Raw genomic sequence first — 17,652 nt, 5'->3', positions numbered from 1 at the left:
TCCCACCGATCCGACCGAGGTTGCGCTTCCATGATGGCCAGCGGCAAGTCCGCCAAGAAACGACGCTCCGCTCCCCCCGCGCTGGTCAGCCGACGGCAGGGCCTGCCCTGGCTGACCATCGGCGCGGTGGCGGTGATCGTGGCCCTCGCCGCGGGCATCTTCATCGTCGTCTACAACCAGAACCGGTCCAACGACCAGGCCGCCGCCGAGGTGGCCGCCTGGACGCCGACCGAGGAGAACCGGGACCCGTCGACCGACATCCCGGGCATCTACGTGGGCGCGGCCACCGTCTCCGAGGACGGCCGGTTCAGCTACGACGACTACGCGGCCGCCCTGCACGTGGGCGCCGACGAGCGGGTGGCCTACAACCGCTTCCCGCCGGTCGGCGGTCCGCACGACGGTGTGTGGGCGGCCTGCAACGGCGTCGTCTACACCGTGCCGGTCCGTGACGAGAACATGGTCCACACGTTGGAGCACGGCGCGGTCTGGATCACCTACAACCCGGACACCGTCGCCGACGGGGATCTCGAGGTGCTGCAGGGCCTGGTGGACGGGCAGACCTACATCTCGCTGAGCCCGTACCCCGGTCTGGACAGCCCGATCTCGCTGCAGGGCTGGGCGCACCAGCTCAAGGTCGACTCCGCCTCCGACGAGCGGGTCCGGCATTTCATCGCTGCCGTCCGGCTCAACCCGTACATCTACCCGGAGACCGGTGCGACCTGCTCGCAGCCGACCTTCGACACGGTCAACCCGCCGGCGTTCGACGCGTCCCCGCGGGGCGCCGACGCGGTTCCGATGAGTGGCGCCGGGGCCACCGAGGCGACCAGCGAGATGTCGGCCATCGACCAGAGCACGCTGCCGACCACGACCAACGGCGTGCCGGTGGAGACGGGCAGCCAGACCGAGACCGCCCCGGCGTCGTCGGCGGAGACGCCCGCCGAGACCTCGGCCGAGAGCCCGGCCACCTCGGGCAGCTGAGCCGATGACGAGCGCGGCACCCCACTCGCCCGGCGCCCCGGAAGCGCCGGGCGGTGACCGCACGCCCGAGGCGGGCCAGCCGCAGCACCGGCCGTCCGGCCCGCGGTGGGGCGGGCGCACCACCACGCTGGTGCTGGCCGCCGGGGCGATCGTGCTGCTGCTGGTCGGCGCGACGATCGGCATGGCACTGAAGCCCGGCACGTCCACGGACGCGGTGAGTGTGCCGGCCTCGGACTCGGTGGACGCCGGGTTCGCGCGCGACATGATCGTGCACCACACCCAGGGCGCGCTGATGGCGCACTACGCCCAGGAGAACACCGACGACCCCGAGATCGCGGTGATGGGTTACGACATCGACGCCACCCAGACCGCCCAGCTGGGCCAGATGCAGGGCTGGCTGGCGCTGTGGCAACTGCCGCAGGTCACCGGCGAGCCGCCGATGGCCTGGATGGGCAGCGACGGCCACGCGCACGGCAGCGGCACCGGGGCGACGGCCTCGGCCCCGGCAACCGGATCGGACGGCGCGATCATGCCCGGCATGGCCACGAACGCCGAGATCGCCCAGCTGCGTGACGCCCGGGGCGAGGCGTCCGACGTGCTGTTCCTGCAGCTGATGATCCGGCACCACCAGGGCGGGGTGCCGATGATGCAGGAGGCCGCCGACCACGCCGGCAACCCGATCGTGCGCAACTTCGCCGGCAAGATGCTGGAGACGCAGCAGAGCGAGATCGCGGTGATGACGCAGATGCTGCAGCAGCGCGGCGCCGAGCCACTGCCGGCGTCGTGAACGCTCGCCGGAGCTCGCCGGTGGGCGGCCGTGCGACGGCCGGACAGCAGGCGGGAGCACCGCCGCGGATGCGGTAGAGTTCCTTCCCGCGCCCCCGTAGCTCAGGGGATAGAGCACCGCCCTCCGGAGGCGGGTGCGCAGGTTCGAATCCTGCCGGGGGCACATCGGAGCGGGGCGGCACCGCACAGGTGCCGCCCCGTTCGGCGTTCCCGCCGACGGTCGGTCAGACCTCGTCCGGCCAGGGCAGGCCGAGATGGCTCAGGTAGCGCCGGGCGGAGCGCCGGACCGCCGCCTTGCCGTCGGTCGGGACGACCTTGCCCCACCACGCGCCGTACACGGCCTCGAACGCGAACGGCTCCAGCATCCGCACGGTGCGGACCACCGTGTCCGGGTGCTCCGGGATCAGGTTCGGGTAGCTGTACATGAAGGACACCCACCGGGTGTCGTTGACCACCTGCACGATGTCGCCGGAACACAGTGCGCCGCCGGGGATCTCGCTGACGGTGGCGTCGGCGTGCAGCACGGTGCCCCCGGCGAAGTGCACGCCGGTGTTGATCAGCGTTCTGCCGGGCAGGATCTCGCGGGTCGTGCCGTCCCAGCGTTCGACGCCGCCGGTCCGCCCCAGCCACTGTTCGTCGGCCCGGTGCACGAACACCGGGACGCCGCCGAACGCCCTGCTCCAGGACGCCACGGCGCTGTAGAAGTGCGGGTGCGACATCGCGATGGCGGCCACCCCGCCGAGCGCGTCCACCGCGGCGGCGGCCTCGTCATCGACGAGCGGCACGCAGTCCCAGAGCAGGTTTCCCTCCGGCCCGGGCACCAGCAGTGCGCGCTGCCCGATGGCGAACCCCGGCGTGGTGCCGATGCCGGTCAGGCCTGCGTCGGTGCGCACCTCGACGCGGTGCCCACCGGCGGCCAGCTCCCCCATCGACGTCCAGCGCTGGCCGTCGGCCGGCACCCACTGCCGGTCGTCCGCACAGATGGGGCAGACCGCGGGCCGGTCACCGGCCTCGCGCTGCACCCCGCACGTTGCACACACCGGCAGCTCGTCGTCCACGCCCACCCGGGGCGATCGCTCTCCTGGTCGCATGCCGGCATCCTGGCCCGCGCGCCGCGGTCCGGCAGCCAGGGACAGCCGGGGGGCCGGGGGGGCCGGGGGGCCGGGGGTATGGCCAGCCCCACCCTGGATCGGGGGGTGCGCACCATGGGACCGACGCGGTAGCCGGACCAGGCTCGATCCATGACCACACACCCGTTCCCGGCCGCCGGCTCCGCCGCCGACCCGCTGCACGTCTCGTCCGGGACCGGCGACCAGCCGGTCCTCGGCTCGCTCGCGACCACCTCCGGCCGCCCCGTGTCGGTCGGCCATGGACCCGGCCTGGCCGCGTCGGTCGCGTTCCTGCTGCTCGGTCTGCCGCTGGGCATCGTGTCGTTCACCCTGCTGGTCACGCTGATCAGCGTCGGGGTGTCCACGGCGATCATCTGGGTGGGCCTGCCCGTGCTCGCCGCCGCCGTGCTGGTGGTCCGAGGCCTGGGCCGGATGGAACGGGAGCGGGTGGCCGGCATGCTCGGGGTGCGGCTGCCCGAGCCGGTCGACCGCATCACCGGCCGCACCGCACGACAGCGATGGCAGCAACGCCTCGAGGACGGCTCGACCTGGTCCTCCCTGGCCTACCTGCTGCTGCTGTTCCCGCTGGGCATCATCCAGTTCACCGTGGTGGTGACCCTGTGGGCCACCGGTCTCGGGGCGATCACCCTGCCGATCTGGTACCGCTTCCTGCCCGAGGGCGCCATGCACTTCCCCAGCGACGACGAAGGCCACCGCTGGCTGACCGTCGACAGCTGGTGGTCCGCGCTGCCCTGGAGCGCCGCCGGGGTGCTGGTCGTCGCCGTCGCCATCGTGGTCACCCGCGGCCTGGTCCGCGGCCACGTCGCCCTGGCCCGCAACCTGCTGGCCGGCCGGGACGGGGCGTGATCGCCATGCGCCCGTCCCCGGACCCCTCCCCGGACCCGACCCCGGTCGCGGACGGCGGGCGGCGGCTGGGTCCGGCCCGGTCGGTCGACCGGCGGGCCATCTGGACGACCCCGGCCGCGACGCGGGGGCGGTCCCGGACGGCGACCGGCCCCGCGACCGGGCGGCGGACTCGGGGGCAGGATGACGCCGTGTCCACCGAACGGCCGCAGCCGGAGGCCGGTCCCGTCCCGGCGGACCCGGCGTCCGGCGCCGGCCCGGCGCAGCTGGCCGAGCGCCGGCCCGGCGCCCTGCGGTCGGTGGCGTACTTCGTGGTCTCGTTCCCGCTGCGCATCCTGACCTTCACCCTGGTCGTCGTCGGCGTGATCCTCGGCGTGGCGACGGTCGTCGTCTGGGTCGGCATCCCGATCCTGATCGCCACCACCACCCTGATCCGCGGCCTGGCCCGGCAGGAGCGGGCCTGGGTGCGCACCGCGTTGGCCATGCCGGTCCCCGAGCCGGCGCCGGGGCCGGAACCGGCCGGGGTCCTGGCCCGCTGGCGCCGCGACGTGGTCGATCCCGCGACCTGGCGGGCGTTGCTGTACTTCCTGCTGGTCCTGCCGCTCGGCACCGTGCAGTTCGCCATCACCCTGGTGGGCGTCGTGCTGGTGCCGGTGGCCGTCTGGGTGCTGCCATGGATGGCCTGGCTGCACTGGACGCTGGCGGTCGCGCTGCTGGGTCCGAAGGCCTCCGGCCGCTGGGAGCAGCGGGCACAGGCGCTGCAGGCGTCCCGCGCCCGTGGCGTGGATGCGGCCGAGGCCGAGCGTCGCCGGATCGAACGGGACCTGCACGACGGTGCGCAGCAGCGGTTGGTGGCGGTGGCCATGACGCTCGGACGGGCCAAGGCCCGGCTGGACGCCCAGGCCCCGGTGGACGGCACCGGCGGACCCGGATCCGTCACGCAGGAGCACGGCGACCGGTTGACCCGCGACCTGATCGACCAGGCCCACCTCGACGCCAAGCTCGCGGTGGCCGAACTGCGGGACCTGGCCCGGGGCATCCATCCGGCCGTGCTGACCGACCGCGGGCTGGACGCGGCGGTGTCCGCCCTGGTGGCCAGGTCCGACCTGCCCGTCCAGATCGACGTGTCGCTCCTGGAGCGGCCACCGGCCGCGGTCGAGACCATCGCCTACTTCATCGTGGCCGAGGCGCTCACCAACGTGACCAAGCACGCCGAGGCCACCGCAGCCCAGGTGCGGATGTGGCGGACGGAGGCGTCCGTGGTGGTGCAGGTCACCGACGACGGCCGGGGCGGCGCCGCGGCGCGCAGCGGTGGCGGCCTCGCGGGGCTGGCCGACCGGGCTGCGACCATCGACGGCGTGGTCACCGTGGTCAGCCCGGCCGGCGGCCCCACCGTGGTCCGCGCCGATCTGCCATGCAGTTGGTGAGCTGGACGCGACGCGGATCCCGCGGATCGTGGCGCTGACGCATGCGGCAGGATCGGGCCGGTGCGGGTGGTGGTGGCCGAGGACGGCGTGCTGTTGCGGACCGGCCTGGTGCACCTGCTGGCCGACGCGGGGATCGAGACGGTCGCTGCGGTGGGCGACGGGCCGGCGGCCCTGGCGGCCGTGGCCGAGCACCGTCCGGACCTGGTCGTGATGGACGTGCGGATGCCACCCACCTTCACCGACGAGGGACTGCGCGCCGCCCTCGCGCTGCGCCGCGGGAGGTCGCGGCTGCCGGTGCTGGTGCTGTCCCAGTACGTCGAGGAGAGCTACGCGGCCGACCTGCTCGCGGACGGCGCCGGCGGCGTCGGGTACCTGCTCAAGGAGCGGGTCGCCGACGTCACCCAGTTCGTCGACGCGGTGCGGCGGGTGGCCGCCGGCGGGACCGCCGTCGATCCCGAGGTGATCGCCCAGCTGATGGCCCGCGGCCGGCGGAACCGGGTGCAGGACCTGACGCCTCGCGAGTCCGAGGTGCTCGGGCTGATGGCCCAGGGATTGTCGAACGCCGCGGTGGCCGACCGGTTGGTGGTGTCGGCCGCGGCGGTCGAGAAGCACGTCGGCAACATCTTCGCCAAGCTCGGCCTGCCGACGGATCCCTCCGAGCACCGCCGGGTCCGCGCAGTGCTCGCCTGGCTGGGTCGCTGACCGCCCCGGACCATCAGCCCGGAGGCGTCACGTCGCCGGGTACTCCTCCTCCTCGCCGCCGGCGACCGGCACGGCCTGCTCCTGGACGTCGGCGGCGTCCGCCTCGTTCGGCAACGAGTCCGGGGCGTCCAGCTCACCCAGGCCCGCGTCCGGCTGATCGGGATCGACGGACAACGGCTGGTGCTGTTCCACCCAGTCCGCGTCGGGGGCTTCCAGGGCCGAGTCCTGCGGGCTGCTCATCGGGATCTCCTCCGATCGTCGGGCGTGGACGAGGTGCAGGTTCCCGCCACCACCGGCAGGCAACCGTCCCGACCCGGTGCCGGAGCACCCGGCCGACCGCGGGTCGCCGCTCCCCGTTCATCCGAGAGGCCGACGATCGGGCTGCCGATCGCATAGAGTGACCCTTCAGTCACCGTGTGTCGAGGGAGGCAGATCCGTCATGCACCAGGCACCGAGTTCGGTGGTCGAGGTCGACACCGCCGCCGCGACCTCGACGAACGGGACGGCCACCGGGTCGGGCATCGCGCTCACCACCGGCGCTCCCGGACCGTCGGAGGCACCCCGGCGGACGTCGGGCCGATCCCCGCGCTCCGGTCCGGCGGCGCTCACCCGACCCCGGATCCGCGCCTCCCTGCGGTCCTCTGGCGCCACCCCGGCCGGACACCATGTGGCAACACTGCACCTGCGGAGTCCGCAGGCGTCCGGCGACTGGTGCGACTGGTTCATCGATCACGACACCCTGACGGTCACCCTCACCACCGCCCTGGTCCGCGGCCGGGCCGGGGTGTCGGCCAACGCCACCGCTCGCGCGGCCCTGCGGGCCGACGCCGGTTCCGGAGCGGGCGACCACACCGGCGACCACCCCGCCGACCGGCTGGGCACCGCATTCGCGGCGGCCCATCGGGAGCTGATGCCCCGCGCGGCGTTCGTCACCGCCTTCGCCGCGTCGGTGGACGCCGCCGGGCGGGTCGGGTTCGTGGACGCCGGTCACGGGCTGACCCTGCTCGTCCGTGCGGACGGCACCCGGTCCCTGCTCGGGACCCACAGCCTGCCGCTCGGCATGTGGGAGGGCTCGACCTGGCCGGTCCGGTCGGTGCACCTGCAGCCCGGCGACGTGCTGCTCGCATTCAACGACGCCGTGCTCGACCTGTTCACCGGCGACCTGGCCGGCGTGCCGCTGCTGGCGCAGATGGTCCGTGACGAGGGAACACCTCAGCGGGTGCTGGACCGGCTGGCCCGGGCAGCGGGTCGGGCGGCGGCCGACCGCGGCCGCCGCGACGGCACGCCGGCGCCGCTGCTGGCCGTGTGTGTCCGGCGCGACGCTGTGCCCAGCGCACCGGACGCCCGCTCGATGCAGCTGGTGGCGGCGACCACCCGGGTCTGAACCGGGTGCTCCGTCGCTGACAGTGGTGGGCGCGACAGGGTTCGAACCTGCGACCGCCCGGGTGTAAACCGGGTGCTCTCCCGCTGAGCTACACGCCCTCGAGCCGCGTCGGCCCGTCCGGCCGGTCCGGACCTGTGGGGCCGGAATGGCGGACGGGTGCCGCGTGCGGCCCCAGTCCTACCAGATCGCCGTCCCACCGGAGGCCGATCGGGGCATCCCGGACGGGTGTCCTCCGGCGCCCGTCACCCCGGATCCGACCCGAACGTGACCGCCCGCACGGCCGCCCGCCAGGCCGCCGTGTCCCGCGGCACCCCGACCGGCCCGAGCTGGGCGAACCTGACCATCCCGGTCGGGTCGACCAGGAAGGTGCCGCGGCGGGCAGTGCCGGACCGTTCGTCGAAGATCCCCCAGGCCCGCGCCGCCGCACCGTGCGGCCAGGCGTCGCTGAGCACCGGGAAGCCGAACCCCTGGTGGCGCGCCCAGGCGGCCAGCGACGGCACCGGGTCGGTCGAGACTGCCAGCACCTGCACACGGGCGTTCTGGAAGCTCGGCAGGTCGGCCTGGACCGCCTCGAGCTCGCCGGCGCACACCGGCGTCCAGGCGGCCGGGAAGAACACCACCAGCGCCGACCGGCCGGAGGCGGGAACGGATGCCAGGTCGACCGGCGCTCCGTGCTGGTCCCGCAGCGCCATCCCGGGCGCGCCGTCCCCGACGCCCACGGGCCGGTCCGGCGGGAGGCTGCCCGTCGTGCCCGGCCCGGCGCCGGTCACCGGCGGGGCCGACCCGCCCTGGACCGTGCCAGCCGCGCGATCATCCAGCCGGGACTGCCGGGCACCGTCGTCGTCTGGGCCAGCCCGGCCGTCCGCGTCGCCTCGGCGATCTCGCTGGGGTCCACCGCGCCCGGACGTCCGGTCTTGGGCGTCAGCAGCCAGATCACCCCCGACTCGGCCAGCAACGAGATGTTGTCGACGAGTGCGTCCGTCAGGTCGCCGTCCTGCTCCCGCCACCACAGCAGCACCGCGTCGAGGACCTCGTCGGCGTCCTCGTCGAGCAGCTCGCCACCGACCAGCTCCTCGACGGCGTCACGCAACTCGTGGTCGACGTCGTCGTCGTAGCCGAACTCCCCCACGGTGTCGCCCGCCGACAGGCCCAGGCGGGCAGCGACCGATCCCGACTGCGCCACCTCACCCACGCTCGCCCACCGCACCCTCTCCCACCGCTGCGTCCGTGGCCGTTGATCGAACGCGTCGACCCACCGGACGCTGTCCCTGCGTCATGGCTGATCACCTTATTCGGCCGACCGCGTCCGGAGAACCCACAACCCCGTCGAACGCGCCGTCGGATGGCCAGGGATCGCCCGTGTCGAGGCCTCGCCAGGGACATCTCGGACAGCCGCGAGGGGTCGAGCGGGACGCTCGAGCGGGCCAGCGGACCACCGCCCCGGCGGATGGTCCAGGATGGACGGTGCCGCGGACGACCGGAGGCAGGACCACCGCCGCTCCGACCACCGCGCGATCACCCGTCCGGCCGTCCGGCTCCACCAGGGCCGCGGCCGAAGCGCACGAGGAGAGCGGATCACAGTGACAGGCACCCTGGACCACCCGGATCTGGCGGCCGGACCGGCCGCCGACGGCTCCGGCGACGCGGGACCCGCTCGCCACAACCTGATCCGGGACGGCATTGCGGCGCAGATCCCGGACCAGGATCCGGAGGAGACCGAGGAGTGGTTGTCCTCGTTCGACGCCATGGTCGACGCGGACGGCCGGCAGCGAGCGCGCTACCTGATGATGCGGATGCTGGAGCGCGCCCGGGATCGGCACATCGGGCTCCCGGCCCTGACCACCACCGACTACATCAACACCATCGCCACCGAGGCCGAGCCCGACTTCCCCGGTGACGAGGAGATCGAGCGTCGCTACCGGCGATGGATCCGGTGGAACGCGGCGGTGATGGTGCACCGCGCCCAGCGACCGGGCATCGGCGTGGGCGGTCACCTGTCCACCTACGCGTCGTCGGCCAGCCTCTACGAGGTCGGCTTCAACCACTTCTTCCGGGGCAAGGATCACCCCGGCGGCGGCGACCACGTCTTCTTCCAGGGCCACGCCTCGCCCGGCATGTACGCCCGCGCCTTCCTGGAGGGCCGGCTGTCGGCCGATCGACTGGACGGCTTCCGGCAGGAGCTGTCCCACCCCGGCGGGATCCCCTCGTACCCGCATCCCCGGTTGATGCCGGACTTCTGGGAGTACCCGACGGTGTCCATGGGCTTGGGCCCGATGAACGCCATCCAGCAGGCCCGGATCAACCGCTACCTGCACCACCGCGGCATCAAGGACACCTCGGACCAGCACGTCTGGGCGTTCCTCGGTGACGGCGAGCTCGACGAGGTCGAGTCGCGCGGCATGATCCACGTGGCCGCCCTGGACGGTCTGGACAACCTGACCTTCGTCATCAACTGCAACCTGCAGCGCCTGGACGGCCCGGTCCGGGGCAACGGCAAGATCATCCAGGAGCTGGAGGCGTTCTTCCGCGGCGCCGGCTGGAACGTCGTGAAGACCATCTGGGGCCGCGAATGGGACCCGCTGCTGGCCGCAGACCGCGAGGGCGCGCTGGTCAACCTGATGAACGCCACTCCCGACGGTGACTACCAGACGTACAAGGCCAACGACGGCGCCTACGTCCGTGACCACTTCTTCGGTCGCGACCCGATCACCAAGGCGATGGTCTCCGACATGACCGACGACCAGATCTGGGGACTGAAGCGCGGCGGCCACGACTACCGGAAGATCTACGCCGCCTACGCGGCCGCGACCCGGCACGTCGGCCAGCCGACGGTCATCCTGGCCAAGACGATCAAGGGCTTCCACCTCGGCTCGTCGTTCGAGGGTCGCAACGCCACGCACCAGATGAAGAAGCTGACCCTGGACAACCTCAAGGCGTTCCGGGACGAGCTGCAGATCCCGATCGACGACGCACAGCTCGAGGCTGACCCGTACCAGCCGCCGTACTACCACCCCGGCCAGGACGCCGAGGAGATCAAGTACCTGCTGGAGCGGCGGCGGGCGCTCGGCGGATTCGTGCCGGAGCGTCGGGTGACGGCGAAGCCGCTGGCCATGCCGGACGACACGGTCTTCGACGTCATGAAGCGGGGTTCGGGCAAGCAGGAGGTCGCCACCACGATGGCGTTCGTCCGGCTGGTCCGAGACCTGTTCAAGGACGAGGGCATCGGCAAGCGGATCGTCCCGATCATCCCGGACGAGGCCCGCACCTTCGGCATGGACTCGTTCTTCCCGGCGCAGAAGATCTACAACCCGCACGGGCAGCTGTACACCGCGGTGGACGCCAACCTGATGCTCGCCTACAAGGAGTCCGAGCAGGGCGTCCTGCTGCACGAGGGCATCAACGAGGCGGGTTCGACGGCCGCCTACACGGCCGTCTCGACCAGCTACGCCACCCACGGCGAGCCGCTGATCCCGATGTACATCTTCTACTCGATGTTCGGATTCCAGCGGACCGGCGACGGCTTCTGGGCGGTCGGCGACCAGATGGGCCGCGGGTTCATCCTGGGCGCCACCGCGGGTCGCACCACGCTGACCGGTGAGGGCCTGCAGCACGCCGACGGCCACTCGCACCTGCTGGCTGCGACGCAGCCGCACATCGTGGCCTACGACCCGGCCTACGGCTACGAGATCGGGCACATCGTCAAGGACGGCATCCGCCGGATGTACGGCGAGGCCACCACGGACGCAGCGGGTGCGAGCGTGCTCGGCGGCGAGAACATCTCGTACTACATCACCATGTACAACGAGCCGTACCAGCAGCCGGCCGAGCCCGACGGCCTGGACGTCGAGGGTCTGCTCAAGGGCATCTACCTGCTGTCCCCCGCCAAGGACACCGACGGCCGGGCCCGGGCCCAGCTGCTGGCGTCCGGCGTCGGCGTGCGGTGGGCGCTGGAGGCCCAGCAGCTGCTCAGCGAGGAGTGGTCGGTCGCCGCCGACGTCTTCTCGGTCACCAGCTGGTCCGAGCTGAGTCGCGAGGCCGAGGGCGTCGAACGGGCCCGGCTGCTGGATCCCGGTGCGGCGCAGCGCGTCCCGTACATCACCCAGGTGCTGCAGGACCGGCCGGGCCCGGTGGTGGCGACCAGCGACTACCAGCGCGCGGTGCAGAACCTCATCGCTCCGTGGGTGCCGGGTGAATACGTCGCGCTGGGCGCGGACGGTTTCGGCTTCTCCGACACCCGGCCGGCCGCGCGTCGCCACTTCCTCATCGACGGCCCGTCGATGGTGGTGGCCACGCTGGCCGCGTTGGAGCGGCGCGGCGAGTACCGGGCCGGCGCGGCGGCCGAGGCGGCGCAGCGCTACCAGCTCGACGACGTGCGGGCGGGCCGGTCCGGCAACGCCGGCGGCGAGTCCTGAGCCCTCGTCCACGGGCTCCCAGTACGGCGCGGTCACACGATCGCGCCGTACCACCGGAGCGACCGGAGCGCCCGGCGAGATCGGGCGTTCCGGACATCTCGCCCGGCTGGTCTGGCTGTGATCACCAAGGGCGGTGACCGGCCCGGAATTGCCCGCAGATGATCTCGAACAGGGCTGGTCCACCGATCAGCACACGTTGTACGCTCCGTCCGTTGTTGCTCTTCTCCTTGGTGCCGCAAGGCATCCGGCGGGGGTAAGCGCATCCCCCCGGACGGAGAAGGTCCGCCCGGGGTGTTCCACCCCGCGGGGGTCCGCGGACAACGCTCGAGGAGAGCAAGCATGGCGCAGGGCACTGTGAAGTGGTTCAACGCGGAGAAGGGCTACGGCTTCATCTCCCCCGACGACGGTTCCGGTGACGTCTTCGTCCACTACTCCGCCATCAACGGCAGCGGCTACAAGTCCCTCGAGGAGGGGCAGCGGGTGACGTTCGAGGTCGAGCAGTCCCCGAAGGGGCCGCAGGCGACGGGTGTCACCCCCGCCTGAGCTTCCGATGATGCACCGGCGAGGCCGGTACCCGGGTCCGTCCCGCGGTACCGGCCTCGCTGCATTCCCGCCCCGTGTGGTGGCTGGCCGGCGGGGCGACCCGCCGGTGGTTCACTGACCCGGTGACCGACCCGGACCCCGACCCCGACCCCGAGGTCACCGCCGCGCGGCTCGGGTCGTTCCCGACGCCGGGCTCCGCGTCGCGGTCGGCCCGGGCCAGCACCGCTCCGGGGGTCAGCGACGCCACCCTCACCGCCGTGGAGCGCGCCGCGGGTCGGCTGGCGCGGCTGTCGGTGGCCCTGATGGACCAGCGGCTGTCCTGGTTCGGCGATCTGTCTGCCCAGCAGCGGTCCTGGGTCACGCTGGTCGCGCAGGCCGGCATCTCGGGCTACACCCGGTGGGTCAACCACCCGGCCGCCGGGCAGCGCATCACCGGCGAGGTGTTCAGCGCGGCCCCGAGGGAGTTCACCCGCAGCCTGCCGTTGCGCCGCACCGTCGAGCTGCTGCGGATCGCCATCGTGGTGGCCGAGGAACACCTGCCCACCCTGGCCGACGGCCCCACCGAGACCGCCGCATTGCGCGAGTCGCTGCTGCGCTACAGCCGTGAGGTGGCCTTCGCCGCGGCATCCGTGTACGCCATCGCCGCCGAGACGCGGGGCGCCTGGGACGCCCGGCTGGAGGCGGCGGTGGTGGACGGGATCGTCCGCGGCGAGGACCCGGCCACGCTGTCGGCCCGGGCCGCCGCCCTGGACTGGGACCCGACCGCGGCCGTCCGGGTGGTGGTCGGCACCGCTCCGGCCGGCGACCGGGCCGAGGTGCTGGACGCGGTGGCCGACTGGGCGTCGGGCCGCCGGGCCCTGGCCGGCGTGCAAGGTGACCGGCTGGTGGTCGTCGTCGCGGCCGGACCGGGAATCGATCCGGACGCCGATCTGGAAACCGCGGTGCGGGATCCGGAGTTGTTGCAGCACTTCGGGTCCGGACCGGTGGTGACCGGGCGGTCGGGCACCGGGCTGCGCGGGGCGACCGGATCGGCGGCCGAGGCGGCCGCGGGACTGCGGGTGGCGTCGGCCTGGCCGGCGGCGCCCCGCCCCATCGACGCCGACGACCTGCTGGTGGAACGGGTGCTCGCCGGCGACGAGCGGGCGGCCCGCCGGCTGCGCGGCACGGTCTACCAGCCGCTGGCCGCCGCCTCGGGCGGCCTGCTCGACACCATCGACGCCTACCTGACCGCCGGCGGTGGGCTCGAGCCGGCCGCCCGGTCGCTCTTCGTCCACCCCAACACCGTCCGGTACCGGCTGCGCCGCGTCACCGAGATCACCGGCCGCGATCCGTGGCACCCCCGGGACCTGGCCGTCCTGCGCACCGCCGTCATCCTGGGGCGGCTGGCCGATGCCACCGGCGATCCCGACGTCCGACCCTGACCACGATCAACTTGGCGCAACCACTGGATGCCGTTGGAGGATCCCTCCAAACCGCCCGGTGCGACTTGGTGTGGCGCGGCAGCGCGGCGACGCCCCGGGCGTGATTGGGTGAACCCGTGCTTGCGATCGTGTGTCCCGGACAGGGCGCCCAGAAGCCCGGCATGCTCACCCCCTGGCTGGAGGTACCAGGCCTGGCGGAGCTGCTCGGTCGGTTCTCCGAACGGGCCGGCCTCGACCTGCGGCGGCTCGGCACCGAGGCCGACGCCGAGGAGATCAAGGACACTGCGGTCACCCAGCCGCTGATCGTGGCGGCGTCGCTGCTGGGCGCAGCGCGGCTGGCCGTGCCGCCGGGCGGCGTCGTGGCCGGCCACTCGGTCGGTGAGCTGGCCGCGGCGGCCGTCGCCGGCGTGCTCGCTCCGGCCGACGCGGTCGCCCTGGCCGGGGTGCGCGGACGGGCCATGGGCGCAGCCTGCGCCGAGGCCCCGTCGTCCATGGCCGCGGTGATGGGGGGCGATCCCGACGCGGTCACCGAGGTCCTCACCGGCATGGCGCTGACCCCGGCCAACGTGAACGGCGCCGGGCAGATCGTGGCCGCGGGCGCGACCGCCGCCATCGAGGCGCTGGTCGCCGAGCCGCCGGTGGGCACCCGCGTCATCGCCCTGCCGGTGGCCGGTGCGTTCCACACCGCGTTCATGGAGCCGGCCCGGCCGGCCCTGGGCGAGGCCCTCGCCGCCCTCACCCCGCGGGATCCGGACCGGCCGCTGCTGACCAACGCCGACGGCAGCGTGGTGGACGGCGGCCGGGCGTTCCTGGACCTGCTCGGCGCCCAGGTGACCCGGCCGGTCCGCTGGGACCGTTGCATGGCCACGCTCGCCGCCCTGGGCGTGACCGGCGTGCTGGAGCTCCCGCCGGCCGGCACCCTGGTCGGCCTGGTGAAGCGGGAACTGGGCGGGAAGACCGCCGAGCGACCGGTCGAGACGTTCGCCCTGAAGACGCCGGACGACCTGGACACGGCCGCCGAGTTCGTCGCGCGGCACGCCGAACCCCGGCAGTCCGACACCGATCACGAGACCGCGGAGGTTCCGGCATGACGGGCATCAGACTGGCCCCCACCTCCCCCGGGTCCCGCATCGCGGGACTGGGTCACTACCGACCGGAGAAGGTCGTCACCAACGACGATCTCGCGCAGATCATGGACACCAACGACGAGTGGATCCAGTCGCGGGTCGGCATCGCCGAGCGCCGGTTCGCCTCACCCGAGGACACCGTGGCCACCATGGGAGCGACGGCCGCGGCCAAGGCCATGGCCGAGGCGGGCATGACCCCGGCCGACATCGACACCGTCATCGTGGCCACCTGCACCGCAGAGGTCCAGGTCCCGCACACGGCGACGCAGGTCGCGGCACTGCTGGGGATCAGGGCGCCCGGCGCCTTCGACCTCAACGCCGCCTGCGCCGGGTTCTGTTATGGGCTGGCCGCCGCCGATCACGCGGTGCGGACCGGCAGCGCCCGCACCGTGCTGATGATCGGGTCGGAGAAGCTGACGTCCTGGACCGATCCGGCCGACCGGGCCACGGCGATCATCTTCGCCGACGGCGCCGGCGCCGCCGTGGTCACCGCCTCCGACACCCCCGGGATCGGACCGGTGGCTTGGGGCAGCGACGAGCAGCACACCCAGACCATCCACATCCCCGACCGCAGCGGCCGGCTGTTCCAGGAGGGCCAGACGGTGTTCCGCTGGGCGACCAGCGCCATCGCCCCGGTCGCGATCGAGGCCGCCGAGCGCGCCGGAGTCTCGCTGGCCGACATCGACGTGCTGGTGCCGCACCAGGCCAATCTGCGCATCATCGATGCCGTCGCCAAGAAGGTGATCGCCGCGGGGGCGCGCCCCGACCTGCTCGTGGGCCGGGACATCATCACCACCGGCAACACCTCGTCCGCCTCGATCCCGATCGCCCTGGACCGGATGCGGGCCGCCGGACAGGTGCGCTCCGGTGCCCTCGTCCTGGCCGTCGGCTTCGGCGCCGGGTTGACGTTCGCCGGGCAGGTCTTCGTGTGCCCGTGACGGACCGGCTCCGGGTGCGTCAGGCCCGATCGGGCGCCCCCGGTGCGGCACAATGCGGCGCAGCGCGTCGGCCGGGGTCGAGGCCACCGCATCTGCGACCACCACGATGCAGCAGGTCAGCCACCGGTGGCCGCAGCGGCAGTGCCCCCCGACGCCGCCGCCCGATCGACTCCCGATCCGGCAGCCGCAGTGCCCCAGTTGGAGAACCGAAAGGAAACACCGTGAGCAACGAGGACACCCTCACCGGCCTGGCCGAGATCGTCGAGGAGGTGGCCGGCGTCAGCGCGGCGGACGTCACCGCCGACAAGTCGTTCACCGACGACCTGGACATCGACTCGCTGTCGATGGTGGAGATCGCCGTCCAGGCCGAGGACCGCTTCGGCGTCAAGATCCCGGACGACGAGCTGGCCAACCTCAAGACCGTGGGCGATGCCGTCGCCTACATCGAGAGCCACAGGGCCTGATCCGCCGGGGGGCCCCCCCCCCCCCCCGGGGGGGGGGGGGCCCCCCCCCCCCCACCCCCCCCCCCCCCCCCCCCCCCCGCGGCGGCCCCCCCCCCCCCCCCCCCGCCCCCCGCGTCCCACCCCGCACCCTTCCCAGCACCGCAGACGTCCCGGACCTCCCCGACCGGGCGCCGACCGAGAACCCTCGGTCACCGAACCACCGGTCGCCCCGCTGCGGGCGCCCCGCCCCACCACGGAGGATCACGATGAGCACCGACCACGACGTCGTCGTCACCGGGATCGGCGCGACCACCCCGCTGGGCGGGACCGCCCCGGAGACCTGGCAGGGCATGCTGGAGGGCCGCAACGGCATCCGGCCGCTCACCGAGGAATGGGTGGAGCGGTTCGGTCTGCCGGTGCACGTGCACGCCCCGCTGGCCGTCGAGCCGACCGAAGTGCTCCCCCGGGTCGAGGCCCGGCGACTGGACCGCAGCCAGCAGGTCGCACTCATCGCCGCCCGCGAGGCCTGGACCGACGCCGGCGAGCCCGAGCTGGACCCGGAGCGGCTGGGCGCGGTGGTCGGCACCGGCATCGGCGGGGCGCTGACCCTGCTCGGGCAGGACGACGTGCTGGAGACCGACGGCCTGCGCAAGGTCGCCGTGCTGACCATCCCGATGCTGATGCCGAACGGGCCGGCGGCGGCCGTCGGGCTGTGGGCCAAGGCCCGCGGCGGCGTGCACGCCCCGGTGTCCGCGTGCGCCTCCGGCGCCGAGGCGCTGGCCTGGGCCTACCGGCTCATCAAGTCCGGCGAGGTCGACGTGGTCATCGCCGGTGGCGCCGAGGCCGTCACCCACCAGCTGCCGGTCGCCGGCTTCGCCCAGATGCGCGCCATGACCAGCAACGCCGACCCGGAGACCGCCTGCCGCCCGTTCGACACCCACCGGGACGGCTTCGTCCTGGGCGAGGGCGCCGGGATGATGGTGCTGGAGCGCGGCGAGTTCGCCCGCGCCCGCGGCGCTCGGATCTACGGCCGGCTGGCCGGCATCGGCATGTCCAACGACGCCTTCCACATCACCGCTCCCGAGCCCGACGGCGAGGGCTCGGCCCGGGCCATCGGCAAGGCCCTGCGGACCGCCGAGCTGACCACGATGGACATCGGCCACGTGAACGCGCACGCCACGTCCACCCCGGTGGGCGACGTCGCAGAGAGCAAGACCATCCTGCGGGCCATCGGCGACCACCCGGTGGTCACCGCGACCAAGTCGATGACCGGCCACATGCTGGGCGCCTCCGGTGCCGTCGAGGCCATCGCCACGCTCATGGCCGTGCACGACAACACGGTGCCGGGCGTGCGCAACCTGGTCGAGCTGGACCCGGAGATCAAGGTCGACGTGGCCACTGAGACCCGATCGGTGCCGCTGACCGCCGCCGTGAACGACTCCTTCGGCTTCGGCGGCCACAACGTGGCCCTGGTCTTCACCGGCGCCTGACCCCGCCCGCGCCGGTCGGTCCGTCCGC

At 73.5% G+C, this 17,652-nt stretch carries 17 protein-coding genes and 2 tRNA genes; 14 read left to right on the top strand and 5 right to left on the bottom strand.

The features are described 5' to 3' along the window. The first annotated feature begins 33 nt into the window (after positions 1 to 33). The 3 genes from JL106_RS00460 (at position 34) to JL106_RS00450 (ending at position 1,927) form a co-directional block, all read left to right on the top strand. Entirely contained in the window at positions 34 to 978 is a 945-nt protein-coding gene (locus tag JL106_RS00460; RefSeq protein WP_205258699.1) for a DUF3105 domain-containing protein, read from the top strand. A gap of 4 nt (positions 979 to 982) precedes the next feature. After that, on the top strand, positions 983 to 1,765 hold the full coding sequence (locus JL106_RS00455) for a DUF305 domain-containing protein (protein ID WP_205258698.1): 783 nt from the start codon (positions 983 to 985) through the stop codon (positions 1,763 to 1,765). Positions 1,766 to 1,855: 90 nt separating this feature from the next. After that, positions 1,856 to 1,927 (top strand) — tRNA-Arg (locus JL106_RS00450). A gap of 61 nt (positions 1,928 to 1,988) precedes the next feature. On the opposite strand, the gene JL106_RS00445 is transcribed toward JL106_RS00450, so the two are convergent. After that, positions 1,989 to 2,855: an MBL fold metallo-hydrolase gene (locus JL106_RS00445; RefSeq protein ID WP_205258697.1), complete on the bottom strand. Its 867-nt coding sequence runs from the start codon at positions 2,853 to 2,855 to the stop codon at positions 1,989 to 1,991. A gap of 150 nt (positions 2,856 to 3,005) precedes the next feature. Between JL106_RS00445 and JL106_RS00440 the strand changes: the two genes are divergently transcribed. The 3 genes from JL106_RS00440 to JL106_RS21805 all read left to right on the top strand — a co-directional run bounded on the left by JL106_RS00440 (position 3,006) and on the right by JL106_RS21805 (position 5,866). After that, positions 3,006 to 3,740 (top strand): sensor domain-containing protein, encoded by a 735-nt coding sequence (locus tag JL106_RS00440; RefSeq protein WP_205258696.1) that lies wholly within the window; start codon positions 3,006 to 3,008, stop codon positions 3,738 to 3,740. Between the two features lie 263 nt (positions 3,741 to 4,003). Continuing rightward, entirely contained in the window at positions 4,004 to 5,164 is a 1,161-nt protein-coding gene (locus JL106_RS00435; RefSeq protein WP_407940060.1) for a sensor histidine kinase, read from the top strand. Between the two features lie 60 nt (positions 5,165 to 5,224). Continuing rightward, positions 5,225 to 5,866: a response regulator transcription factor gene (locus tag JL106_RS21805; protein ID WP_205258695.1), complete on the top strand. Its 642-nt coding sequence runs from the start codon at positions 5,225 to 5,227 to the stop codon at positions 5,864 to 5,866. Positions 5,867 to 5,893: 27 nt separating this feature from the next. On the opposite strand, the gene JL106_RS00425 is transcribed toward JL106_RS21805, so the two are convergent. Next, positions 5,894 to 6,106: a hypothetical protein gene (locus tag JL106_RS00425; protein ID WP_205258694.1), complete on the bottom strand. Its 213-nt coding sequence runs from the start codon at positions 6,104 to 6,106 to the stop codon at positions 5,894 to 5,896. A 199-nt stretch (positions 6,107 to 6,305) separates the two neighbouring features. Here JL106_RS00425 and JL106_RS00420 point away from each other — a divergent pair, with 199 nt between their 5' ends. Then, positions 6,306 to 7,250 (top strand): PP2C family protein-serine/threonine phosphatase, encoded by a 945-nt coding sequence (locus JL106_RS00420; RefSeq protein ID WP_205258693.1) that lies wholly within the window; start codon positions 6,306 to 6,308, stop codon positions 7,248 to 7,250. Between the two features lie 23 nt (positions 7,251 to 7,273). Here JL106_RS00420 and JL106_RS00415 read toward each other — a convergent pair. The 3 genes from JL106_RS00415 to JL106_RS00405 all read right to left on the bottom strand — a co-directional run bounded on the left by JL106_RS00415 (position 7,274) and on the right by JL106_RS00405 (position 8,442). After that, positions 7,274 to 7,348: transfer RNA gene (locus JL106_RS00415), tRNA-Val, on the bottom strand. 144 nt (positions 7,349 to 7,492) lie between these two features. Continuing rightward, complete coding sequence (locus tag JL106_RS00410) at positions 7,493 to 7,969, bottom strand: redoxin domain-containing protein (protein ID WP_328840848.1); 477 nt, start codon at positions 7,967 to 7,969, stop codon at positions 7,493 to 7,495. 47 nt (positions 7,970 to 8,016) lie between these two features. After that, positions 8,017 to 8,442: a DUF3052 domain-containing protein gene (locus tag JL106_RS00405; RefSeq protein WP_205258692.1), complete on the bottom strand. Its 426-nt coding sequence runs from the start codon at positions 8,440 to 8,442 to the stop codon at positions 8,017 to 8,019. 388 nt (positions 8,443 to 8,830) lie between these two features. On the opposite strand from JL106_RS00405, the gene aceE reads away from it, so the two are divergent. The 7 genes from aceE (at position 8,831) to JL106_RS00370 (ending at position 17,624) form a co-directional block, all read left to right on the top strand. Further along, the gene (gene aceE, locus JL106_RS00400; protein ID WP_407940056.1) at positions 8,831 to 11,662 is read left to right on the top strand and encodes a pyruvate dehydrogenase (acetyl-transferring), homodimeric type; all 2,832 of its coding nucleotides are present in this window, start codon (positions 8,831 to 8,833) and stop codon (positions 11,660 to 11,662) included. 339 nt (positions 11,663 to 12,001) lie between these two features. Next, entirely contained in the window at positions 12,002 to 12,205 is a 204-nt protein-coding gene (locus JL106_RS00395; protein WP_205258691.1) for a cold-shock protein, read from the top strand. Positions 12,206 to 12,327: 122 nt separating this feature from the next. Continuing rightward, positions 12,328 to 13,626 carry a PucR family transcriptional regulator gene (locus tag JL106_RS00390; RefSeq protein ID WP_205258690.1) on the top strand — a complete coding sequence of 433 codons (1,299 nt, stop codon included), beginning with the start codon at positions 12,328 to 12,330 and terminating at the stop codon, positions 13,624 to 13,626. A gap of 116 nt (positions 13,627 to 13,742) precedes the next feature. Next, positions 13,743 to 14,717, top strand: coding sequence for an ACP S-malonyltransferase (locus JL106_RS00385; RefSeq protein ID WP_205258689.1), 975 nt, complete (start codon positions 13,743 to 13,745; stop codon positions 14,715 to 14,717). Next, on the top strand, positions 14,714 to 15,691 hold the full coding sequence (locus tag JL106_RS00380) for a beta-ketoacyl-ACP synthase III (protein ID WP_205258688.1): 978 nt from the start codon (positions 14,714 to 14,716) through the stop codon (positions 15,689 to 15,691). The genes JL106_RS00385 and JL106_RS00380 overlap by 4 nt, the downstream gene beginning before the upstream one ends. Positions 15,692 to 15,912: 221 nt before the next feature. After that, positions 15,913 to 16,155 carry an acyl carrier protein gene (locus JL106_RS21365; protein ID WP_205258687.1) on the top strand — a complete coding sequence of 81 codons (243 nt, stop codon included), beginning with the start codon at positions 15,913 to 15,915 and terminating at the stop codon, positions 16,153 to 16,155. Between the two features lie 245 nt (positions 16,156 to 16,400). After that, complete coding sequence (locus tag JL106_RS00370; RefSeq protein ID WP_205258686.1) at positions 16,401 to 17,624, top strand: beta-ketoacyl-[acyl-carrier-protein] synthase family protein; 1,224 nt, start codon at positions 16,401 to 16,403, stop codon at positions 17,622 to 17,624. Positions 17,625 to 17,652 lie beyond the last annotated feature (28 nt).

It is taken from the genome of Nakamurella leprariae, from assembly GCF_016918035.1.
Lineage (GTDB): Bacteria > Actinomycetota > Actinomycetes > Mycobacteriales > Nakamurellaceae > Nakamurella > Nakamurella leprariae.
The sequence above is the reverse complement of the archived record's forward strand: the minus strand, read 5'-3'. Positions and strand labels throughout refer to the sequence as shown.